This window comes from Paenibacillus anseongensis (genome assembly GCF_009757995.1).
Lineage (GTDB): Bacteria > Bacillota > Bacilli > Paenibacillales > NBRC-103111 > Paenibacillus_E > Paenibacillus_E chondroitinus.
The window spans coordinates 30,029-46,763 of record NZ_WSEM01000042.1 but is presented as its reverse complement, the minus strand read 5'-3'; the positions used below and the strand labels follow the sequence as shown (position 1 = coordinate 46,763).

Below are 16,735 nucleotides of genomic sequence, written 5' to 3'. Positions count from 1 at the left end.
GTGGAACCGCGATTAATCACGCCTCTGCAGCCATATGGCTGCGGGGGCTTTTTATTATACGCAGGAGTATGATTTCCTACAAAAGAAGGTGAGAGCATGTGGCGAACGATCAAATCTGATATTTCCGCCGTATTCGATAACGACCCGGCTGCACGCAGCTGGTTTGAGGTTGTGTTTACTTACTCTGGCCTTCACGCCATATGGGCACATCGAGTCGGTCATTGGTTTTATAAAAGGAAGATGTTCACGATTGCCCGTGTTGTTTCCCAGTGGAGCCGTTTCATGACAGGCATCGAGATTCATCCAGGTGCTACGATTGGGCAAAGATTGTTTATTGACCATGGGATGGGTGTCGTCATTGGGGAAACCTGTGAGATTGGCGACGATGTTATCTTGTATCAAGGGGTCACACTGGGGGGAACAGGGAAAGAGAAAGGTAAGAGACACCCAACTATTGGCAATAATGTAGTTATTGGTTCGGGTGCCAAGATTTTGGGCTCCTTCCTTGTTGGCGAGAATTCACGGATTGGCTCCAATGCGGTGGTTATCCAAGAGGTTCCTTCGAACAGTACCGTTGTAACGATGCCAGCTAAGCTTGTGAAGCGGGATGGTGTGCGTGTGAACCGGTTGGACCATGGCAATTTGCCGGATCCGATTATTGATATATTCCAGGAAATGCAGCAGCAAATTAATGAATTGCGAAGACAGCTAGAACTAGAACGGGTTAAGAATGGAGGAGCGAGAGAACATGACGCTCAGAATGTATAATACGTTAACACGCAAGAAGGAAGAGTTTGTACCTTTAGAACCAGGTAAGGTAAAGATGTATGTGTGCGGTCCGACCGTATACAATTATATCCATATTGGAAATGGCAGACCGGTTATTTTCTTTGATGTCGTACGCCGCTTTTTAGAGTCTCAGAACTATGAAGTTACTTATATTACAAACTTTACCGATGTGGATGATAAAATGATTCGTAAAGCCGAGGAAATGGCTGTTACCGTTCCGGAGCTGGCTGAAACTTTTATTGCCGCCTTCTTGGAGGATATCCAAACGCTTGGTGTGCATGAAGCCACAATGAATCCCCGTGTAACAGACAATATTCAGGAAATCATTGAATTCATCGCTGCTTTGGTTGAAAAAGGCTACGCCTATGAAGCCCGCGGCGATGTCTATTACCGGACGACGAAATTCGCCGAATACGGCAAGCTTTCTCATCAAAATCTGGAAGAACTCCAATACGGCATTCGCATTGAAGTGGATGACCGCAAAGAGAATCCGCAGGATTTTGTTCTTTGGAAAGCGGCCAAACCGGGAGAGATTTATTGGGATAGCCCTTGGGGCCAAGGCCGTCCAGGCTGGCATATCGAATGCTCCGCTATGGTGCGCAAATATTTAGGTGAAACGATTGATATTCACGGCGGCGGTCAAGACTTGACGTTCCCGCATCATGAGTGCGAAATCGCGCAAACCGAAGCGGTGACTGGCCATCCAATGGCCAATTACTGGTTGCACAATGCTTTCCTTAACATTGATAATGAAAAAATGTCCAAATCGCTGGGGAATGGCATTCTCATCCGCGATCTTGTGAAACAAATTAAACCGGAAGTTTTCCGTTTCTTTATGTTATCCGCTCACTACCGCAATCCGTTGAACTTCAGCGATGAGAGCCTCAAGCAAGCGGCCAATGCGTTGGAGCGCATTCAAAATGCAAATGATAACCTGAAGCATCGTCTGGCCACAGCCTCAGCAACAGGTGAGATCGAAGCCGCTCATACGGAGCGTGTAGCGGCGATCGCCGCTCAGTTCGTCGAGAAGATGAACGACGACTTCAATACCCCGGATGCGATCACGGCGGTGTTCGATCTCGTTGCAGAAGCGAACCTGTACTTGCAGCAGGAGCGGGTGAATGCTGCCGCTTTGCAAATGTTCCTGGATCAGCTGCAGGTGTTTGATCAAACGTTGGGCATTTTGTCGAAACAGGCTGACGAATTGTTGGACGAAGAGATTGAGCAGCTGATTGTCGACCGCACGGAAGCGAGGAAGTCGAAGAACTGGGTGCGTGCGGACGAAATCCGCGATCTGCTCACAGAGAAAGGAATATTCCTTGAGGATACACCACAAGGAATTCGTTGGCGCCGCAAATGAGTGAGACTTTTACTGAAGCTGCGAATCTGTTCGTTTTTCCGCCGTCCAAGAGTCCTCATTTGCTGAATCCTCTCGTGCTCGCCTATATTGGCGATGCGGTCTATGAGGTCTATATTCGGCAATATGTGATTTCTGGCGGAAACCATCGGCCCAATCATTTGCACAAAGCAGCTACTGGCTATGTTTCGGCTAAGGCGCAATCCAAGGTGTTGGATGCGCTGATGCCGATGCTGACGGAAGAAGAGATTGACATGGTGAAGCGCGGACGCAATGCCAAATCAGGAACGACAGCCAAGAACGCGGATGTGCTTGAATACCGGCACAGCACCGCGTTTGAGTGCTTAATTGGATATTTGTATTACAAGCAATCTTTTGAGCGATTGAAGGAAATATTGGATTTTGTTCTGGATCACAAGAATTAAGCTTAGTCCATTGCGGATGTAAGTTATGTTAAACGAGGAATTTTTAGGAGGAAGCAAGAGATGGATGAGGAATATATTGGCGGGAAGCACTCCGTAATGGAGGCGATCCGTGCTGGTCGAACAATCAACAAAATTTGGATTGCTGAGAATGCACAGAAGCAATTCGCTGGCCCGATTGTAGCGGAAGCCAAAAATTTAGGGATTCTTGTGCAATTTACAGACAAACGTAAGCTTGATCAAATGGTAGAAGGGCTTCAGCACCAAGGGGTTATAGCGCAGGTAGCAGCCTATGAATACGTAGAAGTAGAGGATATTCTTGCTAAAGCTAAGGCGCTTGGCCAGGATCCCTTTATCCTCATTCTTGATGAGATTGAAGACCCGCACAACCTGGGTTCGATCCTGCGAACAGCGGATTGCACGGGAGTTCACGGTGTCATTATTCCCAAAAGACGCTCCGTAGGGCTAACAGCAACGGTTTCTAAGACATCTGCGGGTGCGGTAGAGTATGTTCCTGTTGCTCGAGTAACGAATATCTCGCAGACCATCGAACAGCTCAAAGAGCAAGGAGTTTGGGTCGCGGGAACGGATGTGACAGCAGCGCAAGATGTATATAAAGCGAATTTCAGTATGCCCATAGCTCTTGTCATCGGCAATGAAGGTAAAGGTGTTGGAAGGCTGATTAAAGAGAGATGTGACTTCCTAGTTAAACTGCCGATGGCGGGACACGTGAACTCTCTGAATGCCTCTGTAGCCGCGGGTGTATTGATGTATGAAGTGGTTCGCCAACGAACTAAGAGTTAAAGCAGATGGAAGAGTTTCTAATCGTAGACGGCTACAATATCATAGGGGCATGGCCTGAACTGAATAAGCTGAAGGATACCGACTTGGAAGGGGCCCGGGATAAGTTAATTCATATGCTGGCTGAATACCAATCGTACTCAGGTATGAAGGTATACCTGGTTTTTGACGCTTACATGGTACCTGGACTTGGGAAGAAGTATGTACAGAGCAAATTGAACGTCCTCTACACCAAAGAGAAGGAAACCGCGGATGAACGGATCGAACGATTGGTTACGAATCTGATGGGAAGACGTAAGCAAATCTATGTGGCCACCTCCGATATGATTGAGCAGCATGTTATTTTCGGTAAAGGAGCTCTTCGATTGCCGGCTGGTGAACTTCTCATCAAAATCAAACAGAATCGCAAAGAAGTTCGAGACCGTATTCAACCGGAGACGACAGCGAAACGCAATCCGTTTGAAGGCAAATTGAGCAATGAGTTAAAGGCGCAGTTCGAACGCTGGCGAAGAGGGGAGTAATCCTCCAAATGCTAGAAATGGTGGGGGTCCCCGTTGACGGTGTGAGATTTCATCATGTATACTTAACCTAAACTTTTAATGTGAATCTGGGTAGTCCTGCAGGCCGGAGGGATTGTTGGTGAGTGTCGACCTCAAAGAACTGAGAATGTATGATTATGACCTCAAGCCAGATGAAGACATTGTCGAGGCAGTCCGTGAAGGCAGTAGCGAAGCGTTGGAATATCTTATCAATAAATATAAGAATTTCGTGCGTGCCAAAGCACGTTCTTATTTTTTGATAGGTGCAGACCGAGAAGATATTGTGCAGGAAGGAATGATAGGTTTATATAAATCTATCCGCGACTTCCGAGGAGACAAGCTTGCTTCTTTTAAAGCCTTTGCTGAACTGTGCATTACTCGACAGATCATCACGGCGATTAAGACAGCAACACGTCAGAAACACATTCCTCTTAATTCCTACGTGTCACTGGACAAGCCTATCTATGATGAAGATTCTGATCGTACGCTGCTTGACGTCATCAGCGGTTCCAGGGTCACAGATCCTGAGGAGCTTGTGATTAATCAAGAAGAATTTACGGGACTTGAAGATAAAATGGGAGAGATATTGAGTGATTTGGAGCGTAGGGTTCTTATGCTCTATCTCGATGGGAGATCCTACCAAGAGATTGCGGTGGACCTTGATCGTCATGTCAAGTCGATTGACAATGCTCTTCAACGTGTGAAACGCAAGCTTGAACGCTATTTGGAAGTTAGAGATTTGTAGAATGTGCCCGCGCTGCCTTGCTTGGTCTTGGCAGCGCGGGCCTTTTATTTGTACGAGGTTTATTATCATACCGGAGCGTCTATACTGATATTACTCTTGCAATTGTGAGACTTCTGCCTTGACACTCTGTAACTGGTTGTGATAAAGTATTTCAGGTAGCCCTAAAAGTCGCTTTCTTTTTGACGCGCTTCGAAGGGCTTTAATTAGAACGTGTCTGTAGGAGGTGTACATCATGCGGGTCATCATCACATTAGCGTGCACAAATTGCAAACAAAGAAACTATGCATCCACTAAAAATAAGCGCAACAATCCCGACCGTATTGAGTTGAAGAAATATTGCAAATTTTGCAATGAACATACTGCTCATCGCGAGACTAGGTAGTTCTTTGGAGGTGTAGTTTGTGGGGTTCTTGGCTAGAATGAGACAAAGCTTCGGATCCACTTTTTCCTTCTTCACCGACAGTTGGACAGAACTCAAAAAGGTCAAGTGGCCAAGTCGCAAAGAGATGATTACCTATACGCTTGTTGTGTTGGGTACTGTAGCTTTTGTTGCTATTTATTTTTTTGTGCTGGATCTTGGAATTTCTGAGTTGCTGCGCCTTGTTTTTAAATAAACAGGACTATAGGTGAATTTATTCATGGAAAAAAGATGGTACGTCGTACATACCTATTCAGGGTATGAGAACAAAGTGAAAGCCAACCTGGAGAAACGTGTTGAATCCATGGAAATGACGGACAAGATCTTCCGTGTGCTTGTGCCTATGGAAGAGGAACTGGTGAATAAAGACGGCAAGAAAAAAGTCGTCATGCGTAAAGTTTATCCAGGGTATGTTCTCGTAGAAATGATTCAGACGGACGATTCTTGGTACGTAGTTCGTAATACGCCAGGAGTTACCGGATTCGTAGGCTCTACGGGATCCGGCTCTAAACCGACTGCATTATTACCTGAGGAAGTTGAATCTATTTTGAAGCATATGGGAATGGAAGAGCCGAAGGCGAAGATCGACTTCGAACTCAAAGAGACCGTACGCGTCAAGGTGGGACCTTTCGCAAACTTTGTCGGATCTGTTGAGGAAATTGTGGCTGACAAGGGTAAACTTAAGGTGCATGTCAACATGTTTGGTAGGGAAACCCCGCTTGAGCTCGATTTCGACCAAGTGGAAAAGCTATAACACAAGACAACCAAGGGTTTCTACCAGGTCTATTCCTCGGGATAGACCTTCGTTAGTGGGATCTATATTATAAACAGGAGGTGTCTATCATGGCAAAAAAGGTTATTAAAATCGTGAAGCTTCAAGTTCAAGCTGCGAAAGCAAATCCAGCACCACCGATCGGTCCAGCATTGGGTCAAGCAGGTGTGAACATCATGGCTTTCTGTAAAGAGTTTAACGCTCGTACTGCTGATCAAGTAGGCCTTATCATTCCGGTTGAGATCACAGTATTCGAGGATCGTTCCTTTACATTCATCACTAAAACGCCTCCGGCTGCAGTTCTTCTTCGCGTCGTTGCTGGTATCGAAAAAGGATCCGGTGAACCAAACAAAAAGAAAGTTGCAACTGTGAAACGTGCAAAAGTTCGTGAAATCGCAGAACAAAAAATGCCTGACCTGAATGCTGCATCCGTTGAGGCTGCTATGCGTATGGTTGAAGGTACAGCTCGCAGCATGGGAATCACTATCGAAGATTAATTCCGCAAGGAATGCGGCTGTGTAAACCGCGGTTTGCGTAGAAGTTTTCTTGGAAAACTTTGAGGTCGCTCGGTGGGAGGATTATCCGCTAATACCACTAAGGAGGATATACATTATGCCTAAACACGGTAAGAAATACCGCGAAGTATCTCAGCTTGTTAATGCTGAAACTTTGTACGATCCGTCAGAAGCAATCGAGCTTGTTAAGAAAACAGCTCCTGCTAAATTTGATGAAACTGTAGATGTTGCAGTTCGTCTGGGTGTAGACCCAAGAAAACAAGATCAGGCTGTTCGTGGTGTTGTAGTACTTCCACACGGTACTGGTAAAACGAAACGTGTACTTGTATTTGCTAAAGGCGAGAAAGCGAAAGAAGCTGAAGCAGCTGGTGCAGATTTTGTTGGTGATGCTGACATGATCAACAAAATTCAACAAGGTTGGTTCGAGTTCGACGTTTGCGTAGCTACTCCAGACATGATGAGCGAAGTTGGTAAACTGGGTCGTATCCTCGGGGGTAAAGGTTTAATGCCAAACCCTAAAGCAGGAACAGTTACTTTCGACGTTACCAAAGCTGTTCAGGAGATCAAAGCTGGTAAAATCGAGTACCGTCTTGACAAAGCAGGACAAATCCATGCTCCACTTGGTAAAGTATCTTTCGATGCAGACAAGTTGAACGAAAACTTCAAAGCATTGGTTGATGCGCTTGTAAGAGCGAAACCAGCAGCGGCTAAAGGTGTTTACCTGAAAAACATTGCTGTATCCTCCACAATGGGACCAAGTGTTCGAGTAAACGTAAGCTCCTTCAGATAAGTAATAGCTTCCAGTTGACTTCGGTTGCTGGGCGTGATACTCTATCAAAGGTCATAAAAATGAATATGCAAACCGTAGACAGTAGGTGCCTTGTGCTTAATTTCCTACCGAGGTGTTATGATATATATAGCGATTTCTTTGTACATCAGGGAAAAAGTGAACACATCATGCCTTCGTAGCGTCTACGAAGGCATTTCTTATTGTTATAAGGAATGCTGATGCTCCTACTGTTTGTGATATTGAAACATAAATGCATAAGAAGTGAGGTGTACTATGGCAAACGCGAAAATTCTTGCAGCAAAAGAACAGGCAGTAGCTGAAGTAACTGAAAAGTTCAAAGCTAGTGCTTCTACAATCATCGCTGACTACCGCGGTTTGAACGTAGCTCAAGTAACACAACTACGTAAAACTTTGCGCGAAGCTGGTATTGAATTCGTAGTTCTCAAGAACTCGTTGGCTAGACGCGCATCGGCAAATGCTGAACTAGGATTGGATGAGTACCTAACAGGTCCAACCGCTATTGCTTTCAGCAAAGACGATCTAGTTGCTCCGGCGAAAATTTTGACTGAATTTGCGAAAAAGAATGATCAATTGAGCGTAAAAGGTGGCGTGGTCGAAGGCCGCGTAGTTGGATACGATCAAATTAAAGCACTTGCTGAACTTCCATCCAGAGATGGTTTGCTCTCCATGTTGCTTAGCGTTCTTCAAGCTCCAGTTCGTAACTTTGCACTTGCTGTTAAAGCAGTTGCTGAGAAAAAAGAAGCTGAAGGTCAAGCTTAATTTCAGTGTACGAATCAATTTACAACAACAAACTAATTTATTAATGATAATGGAGGTTTAACCATGAGCACAAATGCAACGATCCTAGAAGCAATCAAAGGCATGACAATCTTGGAATTGAACGACCTGGTTAAAGCAATTGAAGAAGAGTTTGGCGTAACAGCAGCAGCTCCAGTAGCAGCTGGCGGTGGCGCAGCAGTAGCAGTTGAAGAAGCTCAAACTGAGTTTGATGTTATCTTGACTAGCGCTGGTGCTTCCAAAATCAACGTAATTAAAGTAGTTCGCGAAATCACAGGTCTTGGCCTGAAAGAAGCGAAAGACCTAGTTGACGGAGCTCCAAAACCAGTTAAAGAAAAAGTTAGCGCAGAAGAAGCAGAAGCTGTTAAAGCTAAGCTTACAGAAGCTGGCGCATCTGTAGAAGTTAAGTAATTTCTTTTCAGGAAACCTCTTGAAGCTTGCCTTCAAGAGGTTTTTTTACCTAAGCTTTTACCCTTAGGAAAGCCTTAGGAACGCTCGCAGTTATATGATTTTCCTATTGGTAAAAATGAGGAGGGAATCTTAACGTGTCAGAGCATTATTATACGCAGCGTCCTACAGTTAAGCATGATGTCAATGTAGCGCAAGAGGAACTGCGTGGCAGAAAGTACACATTCCTGACGGATGCTGGCGTCTTTTCGAAAAAAGGTGTGGATTATGGAAGTAAGCACTTGATTGAAACGATGCAGTTGAAAGAGGATGCCAAGGTGCTTGATGTCGGTTGCGGTTATGGTCCGATTGGTTTATCAGCAGCGGCGATGTGCCCGAAGGGTCATGTGACAATGGTCGACATTAATGAGCGGGCTATTGAGCTAAGTACTGAAAATGCGCGTCGCAATGGAATTACTAATGTGTCGATTCTACAGAGCGATCTTCTGGAGCAGGTGAAAGAGCAGCGTTATGACGTTGTCCTCACCAATCCTCCGATTCGCGCCGGCAAGGAAGTTGTGCATCGTATTTTTACAGATGCCTATGATTGTTTGGTTGACGGTGGAGCAATATGGGTTGTCATTCAGAAAAAACAAGGCGCGCCTTCAGCGATGAAGAAACTTGAGTCTATCTACAGCGAAGTTGTTGAAGTATCCAAGGACAAAGGGTACAAAATACTCAAGGCCACAAAGTAAGGCTCCAGTAATTTGTAAGTGGAAGTCTTATCTGACAATCGTGGAAATTAGTTTGACTTGATATTTCATATGTGGTATTATTAAAAAATGTCAGTATTAAGATGGGACACATGTCTTTAGTTAACAAAAATGTCAAGTCTTTTTTTCCTCCAGGATGAATAAAATTTGAACTTGTAACGTATAATGTTTGAATTTTAGGAAATTCTAACAGGATGGGAAGAAATATTTGGAAAGTCTTATTGATTACAGGGAAAAATCTTCATCCATACAGTCGCTTAATTCGGACGGGCTCCAATAACGGAGGCGTCCTGAGTGTACGTCGGTAGAAGTTTTTCTTCTTCTTTTTATTTATTGAGTAGAGTTGAGGGGTGAATGAAAGTTGGCGGGACATCTTGTTCAATTTGGACGACGTAAACGCAGGACTTATGCACGAATTAATGAGGTGCTGGGCATTCCAAACCTGATTGAAATCCAGCAAAAATCGTATGAGTGGTTTTTGGAAGAGGGATTACGTGAGATGTTTCAGGATATCTCTCCGATTCAAGATTTCACAGGTAACCTAGTACTGGAGTTTATTGACTATAGCTTAGGCGATCCTAAGTATTCGGTTGATGAATCCAAAGAACGCGACGTAACCTATGCGGCGCCGTTAAGAGTCAAAGTCCGTTTGATTAATAAGGAAACCGGCGAGGTCAAGGAACAGGAAGTGTTCATGGGGGATTTCCCTATTATGACCGATACGGGAACGTTCATTATTAACGGTGCGGAGCGTGTAATCGTCTCCCAGCTCGTTCGTTCCCCCAGTGTTTATTATAGCACGAAAGTGGATAAAAACGGCAAAAAAACTTACACGGCAACGGTTATTCCGAACCGTGGGGCTTGGTTGGAGCTTGAGACGGATGCGAAGGACATTATCTATGTTCGTATCGATCGCACGCGCAAAATTCCAGTTACGGTATTGCTTCGTTCTTTAGGATTTGGCACAGATGCAGAGATTTTGGATTTGCTCGGTGACAATGAATATATCCGTAATACGCTCGATAAAGATAACACGGATTCTACGGAAAAAGCGTTAATCGAAATCTATGAGCGTCTTCGTCCGGGTGAGCCGCCTACGCTTGATAATGCAAGAAGCTTAATCGTTGCTCGTTTCTTTGATCCGAAGCGTTATGATTTGGCTAACGTAGGTCGTTACAAAATCAACAAGAAATTACACATCAAAAATAGATTGTTCAATCAACGTCTGGCTGAAACTTTGGTAGATTCCGAAACGGGAGAAATCATCGCTGAAGCAGGACAATTGCTGGATCGTCGTGTATTAGACGAAATCCTTCCTTTTATCGAAAAAGGAGCAGGCTACAAAGAGTTCTCCATTCCAAAAGGTGTAACTGGTGCGGATACAATCCCTGTTCAGTGCATTAATGTGTACTCACCTACAGAAGAAGGCAAGGTTGTTAAAGTAATCTCTAACGGGGTTATCGACAAACAAGTTAAAAACATCACGCCTGCCGATATCATTTCATCCATTAACTATTTCATCAACTTGCTGCATGGCATCGGGAATACGGATGATATTGACCACTTAGGTAACCGTAGACTTCGTTCCGTTGGTGAATTGCTGCAGAACCAATTCCGTATCGGTTTATCCCGTATGGAACGTGTTGTTCGTGAACGTATGTCCATTCAAGATGCGAATGTTATTACGCCACAAGCATTAATCAACATTCGACCAGTTATTGCGTCGATTAAAGAGTTCTTCGGTAGTTCTCAGCTTTCTCAATTTATGGACCAAACGAACCCGCTTGCTGAGCTGACGCACAAAAGACGTCTATCTGCACTCGGACCGGGCGGTTTGACGAGAGAGCGCGCAGGGATGGAAGTTCGTGACGTGCATCACTCTCACTATGGCCGTATGTGTCCAATTGAGACTCCAGAGGGACCGAACATTGGTTTGATCAACTCCTTGTCTACATTTGCCCGCATTAATGAGTATGGCTTCATTGAAGCTCCGTACCGTTGGGTAGATCCGAAGACGGGAACTGTTACTGACCAAATCGCTTACCTGACTGCGGATGAAGAAGATAACTACGTTATCGCGCAAGCGAACGCGCAGTTGACGGAAGAAAACAAATTTGTTGATTCCGCGATTATCGTACGTTACAAGGATGATAACTTAACGCTGCCGGTTGAACGTGTCGACTATATGGACGTTTCTCCGAAGCAAGTTGTATCCGTTGCGACTGCGTTAATTCCGTTCCTTGAAAACGATGACTCCAACCGCGCGTTGATGGGTTCCAACATGCAGCGTCAAGCGGTACCGCTTTTGATTCCAAAAGCACCTCTTGTAGGTACAGGGATGGAGCACAAAGTCGCTAAGGACTCGGGAGTATGTATTGTCTCCAAATTTGATGGAATTATTGAGAAAGCTGCTGCAAATGAAATTTGGCTGCGCCGCCAGGAAATGGTAGACGACAAATTGGTCAGCGGCAACATCGTCAAATATAAGCTTCACAAATTCATGCGTTCCAACCAAGGTACGTGCATTAATCAACGCCCGATCGTGAAGAAGGGTCAATTGATTAAAGCTGGAGATATTCTTGCTGATGGACCATCGACTGAGCAAGGCGAATTGGCTTTGGGTCGTAACGTTGTCGTTGCCTTCATGACTTGGGAAGGTTACAACTACGAGGATGCGATCTTGTTAAGCCAAAAGCTTGTGAAAGAAGATGTCTACACATCCATTCACATTGAGGAATATGAGTCAGAAGCACGTGATACGAAGCTTGGACCTGAAGAGATTACTCGCGATATCCCGAACGTTGGGGAAGACGCACTCAAGAATCTTGACGAGCGCGGAATTATCCGTGTCGGTGCCGAGATCGGCGCAGGCGATATCCTGGTTGGTAAAGTAACACCTAAGGGTGTGACTGAACTTACTGCAGAAGAAAGATTGCTGCATGCGATCTTCGGAGAGAAAGCTCGTGAAGTTCGTGATACATCCCTTCGCGTACCGCATGGTACAGATGGTATCGTTGTTGATGTGAAAGTATTTACTCGTGAGAATGGCGATGAGCTGCCTCCAGGAGTTAACCAACTCGTACGTGTCTACATTGCGCAAAAACGGAAAATTTCCGAAGGCGACAAAATGGCGGGACGTCATGGTAACAAAGGGGTAGTAGCACGTATTCTCCCTGAAGAAGATATGCCTTTCCTTCCGGATGGTACGCCGGTTGAAGTTGTACTGAATCCACTAGGGGTTCCTTCTCGGATGAACATCGGTCAAGTGCTTGAAGTTCACTTGGGTATGGCTTCCAAGTACCTTGGTATCCACGCAGCTACGCCTGTATTTGACGGAGCGCGTGAGTATGACGTATTTGATGCAATGGAAGAAGCCGGCATGCAACGTAGCGGTAAAACGATTCTGTACGATGGTCGTACAGGGGAATCGTTCGAACGCGAAGTTACGGTTGGCGTCATGTACATGATCAAATTGGCACACATGGTTGATGATAAAATCCATGCCCGTTCCACAGGACCTTACTCCCTTGTTACTCAGCAGCCGCTGGGTGGTAAAGCGCAGTTTGGTGGACAACGTTTCGGGGAGATGGAGGTATGGGCGCTTGAAGCATACGGTGCTGCCTATACACTGCAAGAAATTCTTACTGTGAAGTCCGATGACGTCGTAGGCCGTGTGAAAACATACGAGTCCATTGTCAAAGGCGAGAACGTTCCAGAACCGGGTGTTCCGGAATCATTCAAAGTTTTGATCAAAGAGCTTCAAAGCTTGGGTATGGATGTCAAAATCCTTTCCGGCGACGAAGAAGAGATCGAAATGCGAGAAGCCGATGATGACGATGAAGTCACTAGCGATAAATTAAACCTAAATTTAGAGGGCTCTGAATTAGGAGTCAACGAATAAAGAACGCCACAATAGATCGAGATCGATTCACTGCATAGTGGGTTTAAATTCTTAAAGGAGGGTTGCTCCTTGATGGACGTTAACAACTTCGAGTTTATGAAAATCGGTTTGGCATCACCCGATAAAATTCGCTCTTGGTCCCGTGGGGAAGTAAAGAAGCCGGAAACCATTAACTACAGAACTTTAAAGCCTGAGAAAGAAGGTCTTTTCTGTGAAAAGATCTTCGGGCCAACCAAAGATTGGGAATGTCACTGCGGTAAATACAAACGCGTCCGTTACAAGGGCGTCGTTTGTGACCGTTGTGGTGTTGAAGTAACCCGCCAAAAAGTGCGCCGCGAGCGCATGGGACACATCGAGCTTGCTGCTCCTGTATCCCATATCTGGTACTTCAAAGGTATCCCGAGCCGCATGGGTCTTGCGTTGGATATGTCTCCAAGATCCTTGGAGGAAATCATCTACTTCGCTTCCTATGTGGTAACTGATCCTGGGGATACACCTTTGGAGAAAAAGCAGCTGCTTTCCGAAAAAGAGTATCGCAGCTACCGTGAGAAGTATGGCTACGCGTTCCAAGCTGGTATGGGTGCTGAAGCTGTTAAAAAGCTTCTGATCGATATCGACATCGAACGTGAAGTAGATACACTCAAAGAAGAATTGAAAACAGCGCAAGGTCAACGCCGTAATCGTGCGATCAAGCGCTTGGAAGTTATGGAAGCTTTCCGTAACTCGAAGAACCTTCCAGGTTGGATGATTCTAGATGTACTTCCTGTCATCCCGCCGGAGCTTCGTCCGATGGTACAGCTTGACGGAGGACGCTTCGCGACATCCGACTTGAATGATCTCTATCGCCGAGTTATCAACCGTAATAACCGTCTCAAAAGATTGCTCGACCTAGGGGCACCGGACATCATCGTTCAAAATGAGAAGCGCATGCTGCAAGAAGCGGTAGATGCTCTTATCGACAACGGTCGTCGCGGCCGTCCGGTAACAGGTCCTGGTAACCGTCCGTTGAAATCCCTCAGTCACATGCTGAAAGGTAAACAAGGACGTTTCCGTCAAAACTTGCTCGGTAAACGTGTTGACTATTCCGGTCGTTCCGTTATCGTAGTAGGTCCTAACCTGAAGATGTACCAATGTGGTCTTCCGAAGGAAATGGCGCTTGAATTGTTCAAGCCTTTCGTAATGAAAGAGCTTGTGAATAAAGGTTTGGCCCACAACATTAAGAGTGCGAAACGTAAAGTCGAGCGCGTAAGTCCAGATGTTTGGGATGTTCTAGAAGAAGTCATTAAGGAGCACCCGGTTCTTCTGAACCGTGCCCCCACATTGCATAGACTCGGGATTCAGGCGTTCGAGCCGATTCTCGTTGAAGGTCGTGCCATCAAGCTGCATCCGCTCGTATGTACAGCGTATAACGCTGACTTCGACGGTGACCAAATGGCGGTCCACGTACCTTTATCATCTGAAGCTCAAGCTGAAGCTCGTTTGCTGATGCTGGCGTCAGGTAACATTTTGAACCCGAAAGACGGTAAACCGGTTGTTACGCCTTCACAGGATATGGTTCTTGGAAGCTTCTACTTAACAACGGATAACAAGTTTGCTAAAGGTGCTGGTTCTATCATTAGAACTGTACATGAAGCAATCTCGTCCTACCAATCGGGTAAAATGGCATTGCATGCACGTGTTGCAATTCCGGCCAAAGCGTTGAACAAAGTTAGCTTTACTGAAAAACAACAAAATGCGATGTTGATTACGACTATCGGTAAAATCATTATGAACGAAATCTATCCAAGTGATTTCCCGTTCATCAATGAGCCTACCAAAACGAACTTGCTGAATGGTATTCCGGATTCTCACTTTGTGTTCGATAAAGGTGCTGATCTAAGAGCCATCATGCTTGAGCGTCCTGAGAATAAAGCGGTTGGTAAGGAATACCTTGGCTCCATTATTGCTGAGTGCTTCCGTAAATACCACACGACGCAAACATCGATGATCCTTGATAAAATTAAAGAGCTTGGATTTACGTATTCCACTAAAGCGGGTATTACCGTAGCTGTCTCTGACGTTGTTGTTCCGACTGAAAAAGAAGGAATTCTTAAAGAGTGCGAAGAGAAAGTACGCGTAGTAACGAATCAATACCGCCGCGGTTTGATTACGGATGAAGAGCGTTATGACCGTGTTATCGCGATCTGGAGTAAAGCGAAGGATGAAATCACAGATATTCTGATGAAATCCCTTGATAAATATAACTCCATCTCGATGATGGTTGAGTCCAAAGCGCGGGGTAACAAATCTCAGATTACACAGCTTGGCGGTATGCGTGGTTTGATGGCGAATCCATCCGGTAAAATTATGGAGTTGCCGATTAAATCCAACTTCCGTGAAGGTCTGACAATCTTAGAGTACTTTATCTCCACGCACGGTGCGCGTAAAGGTCTTGCCGATACAGCGCTTCGTACAGCTGACTCCGGATACTTGACTCGTCGTCTCGTTGACGTAGCACAGGACGTTATCGTTCGTGAGGATGATTGCGGTACGGATAAAGGTTTCATGGTTAGCAAAATCCAAGACGGTAAAGAGGTTATTGAGGATCTCTATGACCGTATTGAAGGGCGCTATGCATTTGAAACTGTTCGTCATCCACAAACAGGCGAAGTTATCGTTCAACGCAATGAATTGATCGAGTCCGAAATTGCGGATGCGATTATCGATGCCGGCATTGAAAGACTTCAAATTCGTTCCGTTCTTAGCTGCCGTACGAACCACGGCGTTTGTAAGAAATGTTATGGACGTAACTTGGCGACTGGCCAATTCGTTGAGATCGGTGAGGCTGTAGGTATTATTGCCGCTCAATCCATCGGTGAGCCAGGAACACAATTGACAATGCGTACGTTCCATACCGGTGGTGTTGCCGGAGACGATATTACGCAAGGTTTGCCGCGTATTCAAGAGCTTTTCGAAGCTCGGAATCCGAAAGGTCAAGCGATCATTTCCGAGATCGACGGTGTCGTCAAAGAAATACGCGAAGCTAAAGATCGTCGTGAAATTGAAGTCCAAGGTGAAGCGGAATCCAAGGTATATGCAGTTCCTTACGGTTCCCGCGTACGTGTATCTCTGAATCAACAAGTTGAGGCCGGAGACGAGCTGACAGACGGATCTATCGATCCGAAAGAAATGCTTCGCATCAAAGGTATCCGCGGCGTGCAGAACTACATTCTGCAAGAGGTTCAACGTGTTTACCGTAACCAAGGGGTAGAAATTAACGATAAGCATATTGAAGTTATGGTTCGTCAAATGTTGCGTAAAATCCGTATCGTTGACGCTGGAGACACAACTCTGCTTCCAGGTTCCTTCGTAGACATTCATGAATATGAAGCAGCCAACAAAGTAGCTTTGTTCGCCGGCAATGAGCCAGCCGTGGCTAGACCTATCTTGCTCGGTATCACTAAGGCGTCTCTAGAGACTGATTCCTTCCTGTCTGCGGCTTCCTTCCAAGAGACAACACGTGTCTTGACGGATGCAGCAATCAAAGGTAAGGTCGACCAATTGCTTGGTCTGAAAGAGAACGTTATTATCGGTAAACTCATTCCTGCAGGAACGGGTATGCCTCGTTACCGGAACATCCGTATTACGGATCCTAACGAAGTGCTCGTGCAAGATGAGGATCTCGAAAAAGAAACAGTAGCCGTTGAATAACGACTATTTATCTAAGAGGGATGGCCACATGCGCCGTC

General features: G+C 45.5%; 16 protein-coding genes and 1 other annotated feature. All 16 genes read left to right on the top strand.

Going from position 1 to position 16,735, the window contains the following annotated elements; genetic code table 11:
* Positions 1–96 precede the first annotated feature (96 nt).
* Positions 97–768 carry a serine O-acetyltransferase gene (gene cysE / locus GON05_RS38665; RefSeq protein ID WP_157326758.1) on the top strand — a complete coding sequence of 224 codons (672 nt, stop codon included), beginning with the start codon at positions 97–99 and terminating at the stop codon, positions 766–768.
* Positions 749–2,149: a cysteine--tRNA ligase gene (gene cysS, locus GON05_RS38660; protein WP_157326757.1), complete on the top strand. Its 1,401-nt coding sequence runs from the start codon at positions 749–751 to the stop codon at positions 2,147–2,149. The genes cysE and cysS overlap by 20 nt, the downstream gene beginning before the upstream one ends.
* Positions 2,146–2,571: a Mini-ribonuclease 3 gene (locus tag GON05_RS38655; RefSeq protein WP_157326756.1), complete on the top strand. Its 426-nt coding sequence runs from the start codon at positions 2,146–2,148 to the stop codon at positions 2,569–2,571. Before cysS ends, GON05_RS38655 begins: the two co-directional genes overlap by 4 nt.
* Positions 2,572–2,631: 60 nt before the next feature.
* Positions 2,632–3,372, top strand: coding sequence for a 23S rRNA (guanosine(2251)-2'-O)-methyltransferase RlmB (gene rlmB, locus GON05_RS38650; protein ID WP_127457554.1), 741 nt, complete (start codon positions 2,632–2,634; stop codon positions 3,370–3,372).
* A 5-nt stretch (positions 3,373–3,377) separates the two neighbouring features.
* Positions 3,378–3,890: an NYN domain-containing protein gene (locus tag GON05_RS38645; protein WP_157326755.1), complete on the top strand. Its 513-nt coding sequence runs from the start codon at positions 3,378–3,380 to the stop codon at positions 3,888–3,890.
* Positions 3,891–4,008: 118 nt separating this feature from the next.
* Positions 4,009–4,653, top strand: a complete 645-nt coding sequence (gene sigH, locus GON05_RS38640; protein WP_028557511.1) for an RNA polymerase sporulation sigma factor SigH — start codon at positions 4,009–4,011, stop codon at positions 4,651–4,653.
* 232 nt (positions 4,654–4,885) lie between these two features.
* Positions 4,886–5,035 carry a 50S ribosomal protein L33 gene (gene rpmG, locus GON05_RS38635; RefSeq protein ID WP_079418041.1) on the top strand — a complete coding sequence of 50 codons (150 nt, stop codon included), beginning with the start codon at positions 4,886–4,888 and terminating at the stop codon, positions 5,033–5,035.
* A gap of 19 nt (positions 5,036–5,054) precedes the next feature.
* A complete protein-coding gene (gene secE, locus GON05_RS38630; RefSeq protein ID WP_127457552.1) occupies positions 5,055–5,267 on the top strand; it encodes a preprotein translocase subunit SecE in 213 nt (70 codons plus the stop codon).
* Between the two features lie 24 nt (positions 5,268–5,291).
* Positions 5,292–5,825, top strand: a complete 534-nt coding sequence (gene nusG, locus GON05_RS38625; RefSeq protein WP_126144113.1) for a transcription termination/antitermination protein NusG — start codon at positions 5,292–5,294, stop codon at positions 5,823–5,825.
* A gap of 89 nt (positions 5,826–5,914) precedes the next feature.
* Entirely contained in the window at positions 5,915–6,340 is a 426-nt protein-coding gene (rplK, locus tag GON05_RS38620) for a 50S ribosomal protein L11 (RefSeq protein ID WP_029196472.1), read from the top strand.
* 115 nt (positions 6,341–6,455) lie between these two features.
* Positions 6,456–7,148, top strand: a complete 693-nt coding sequence (gene rplA / locus GON05_RS38615) for a 50S ribosomal protein L1 (RefSeq protein ID WP_127457551.1) — start codon at positions 6,456–6,458, stop codon at positions 7,146–7,148.
* Positions 7,149–7,202: 54 nt separating this feature from the next.
* Positions 7,203–7,356: a sequence feature (ribosomal protein L10 leader region), on the top strand.
* Positions 7,357–7,421: 65 nt separating this feature from the next.
* Positions 7,422–7,928, top strand: a complete 507-nt coding sequence (gene rplJ / locus GON05_RS38610) for a 50S ribosomal protein L10 (protein ID WP_145669473.1) — start codon at positions 7,422–7,424, stop codon at positions 7,926–7,928.
* 63 nt (positions 7,929–7,991) lie between these two features.
* Positions 7,992–8,357, top strand: coding sequence for a 50S ribosomal protein L7/L12 (gene rplL, locus GON05_RS38605; RefSeq protein ID WP_145669474.1), 366 nt, complete (start codon positions 7,992–7,994; stop codon positions 8,355–8,357).
* 134 nt (positions 8,358–8,491) lie between these two features.
* Positions 8,492–9,088 (top strand): class I SAM-dependent methyltransferase, encoded by a 597-nt coding sequence (locus GON05_RS38600; RefSeq protein ID WP_181646412.1) that lies wholly within the window; start codon positions 8,492–8,494, stop codon positions 9,086–9,088.
* Between the two features lie 379 nt (positions 9,089–9,467).
* Positions 9,468–13,007 (top strand): DNA-directed RNA polymerase subunit beta, encoded by a 3,540-nt coding sequence (gene rpoB / locus GON05_RS38595; RefSeq protein WP_157326754.1) that lies wholly within the window; start codon positions 9,468–9,470, stop codon positions 13,005–13,007.
* A gap of 69 nt (positions 13,008–13,076) precedes the next feature.
* Positions 13,077–16,697, top strand: a complete 3,621-nt coding sequence (gene rpoC / locus GON05_RS38590; protein WP_157326753.1) for a DNA-directed RNA polymerase subunit beta' — start codon at positions 13,077–13,079, stop codon at positions 16,695–16,697.
* The last annotated feature ends 38 nt before the right edge of the window (positions 16,698–16,735 follow it).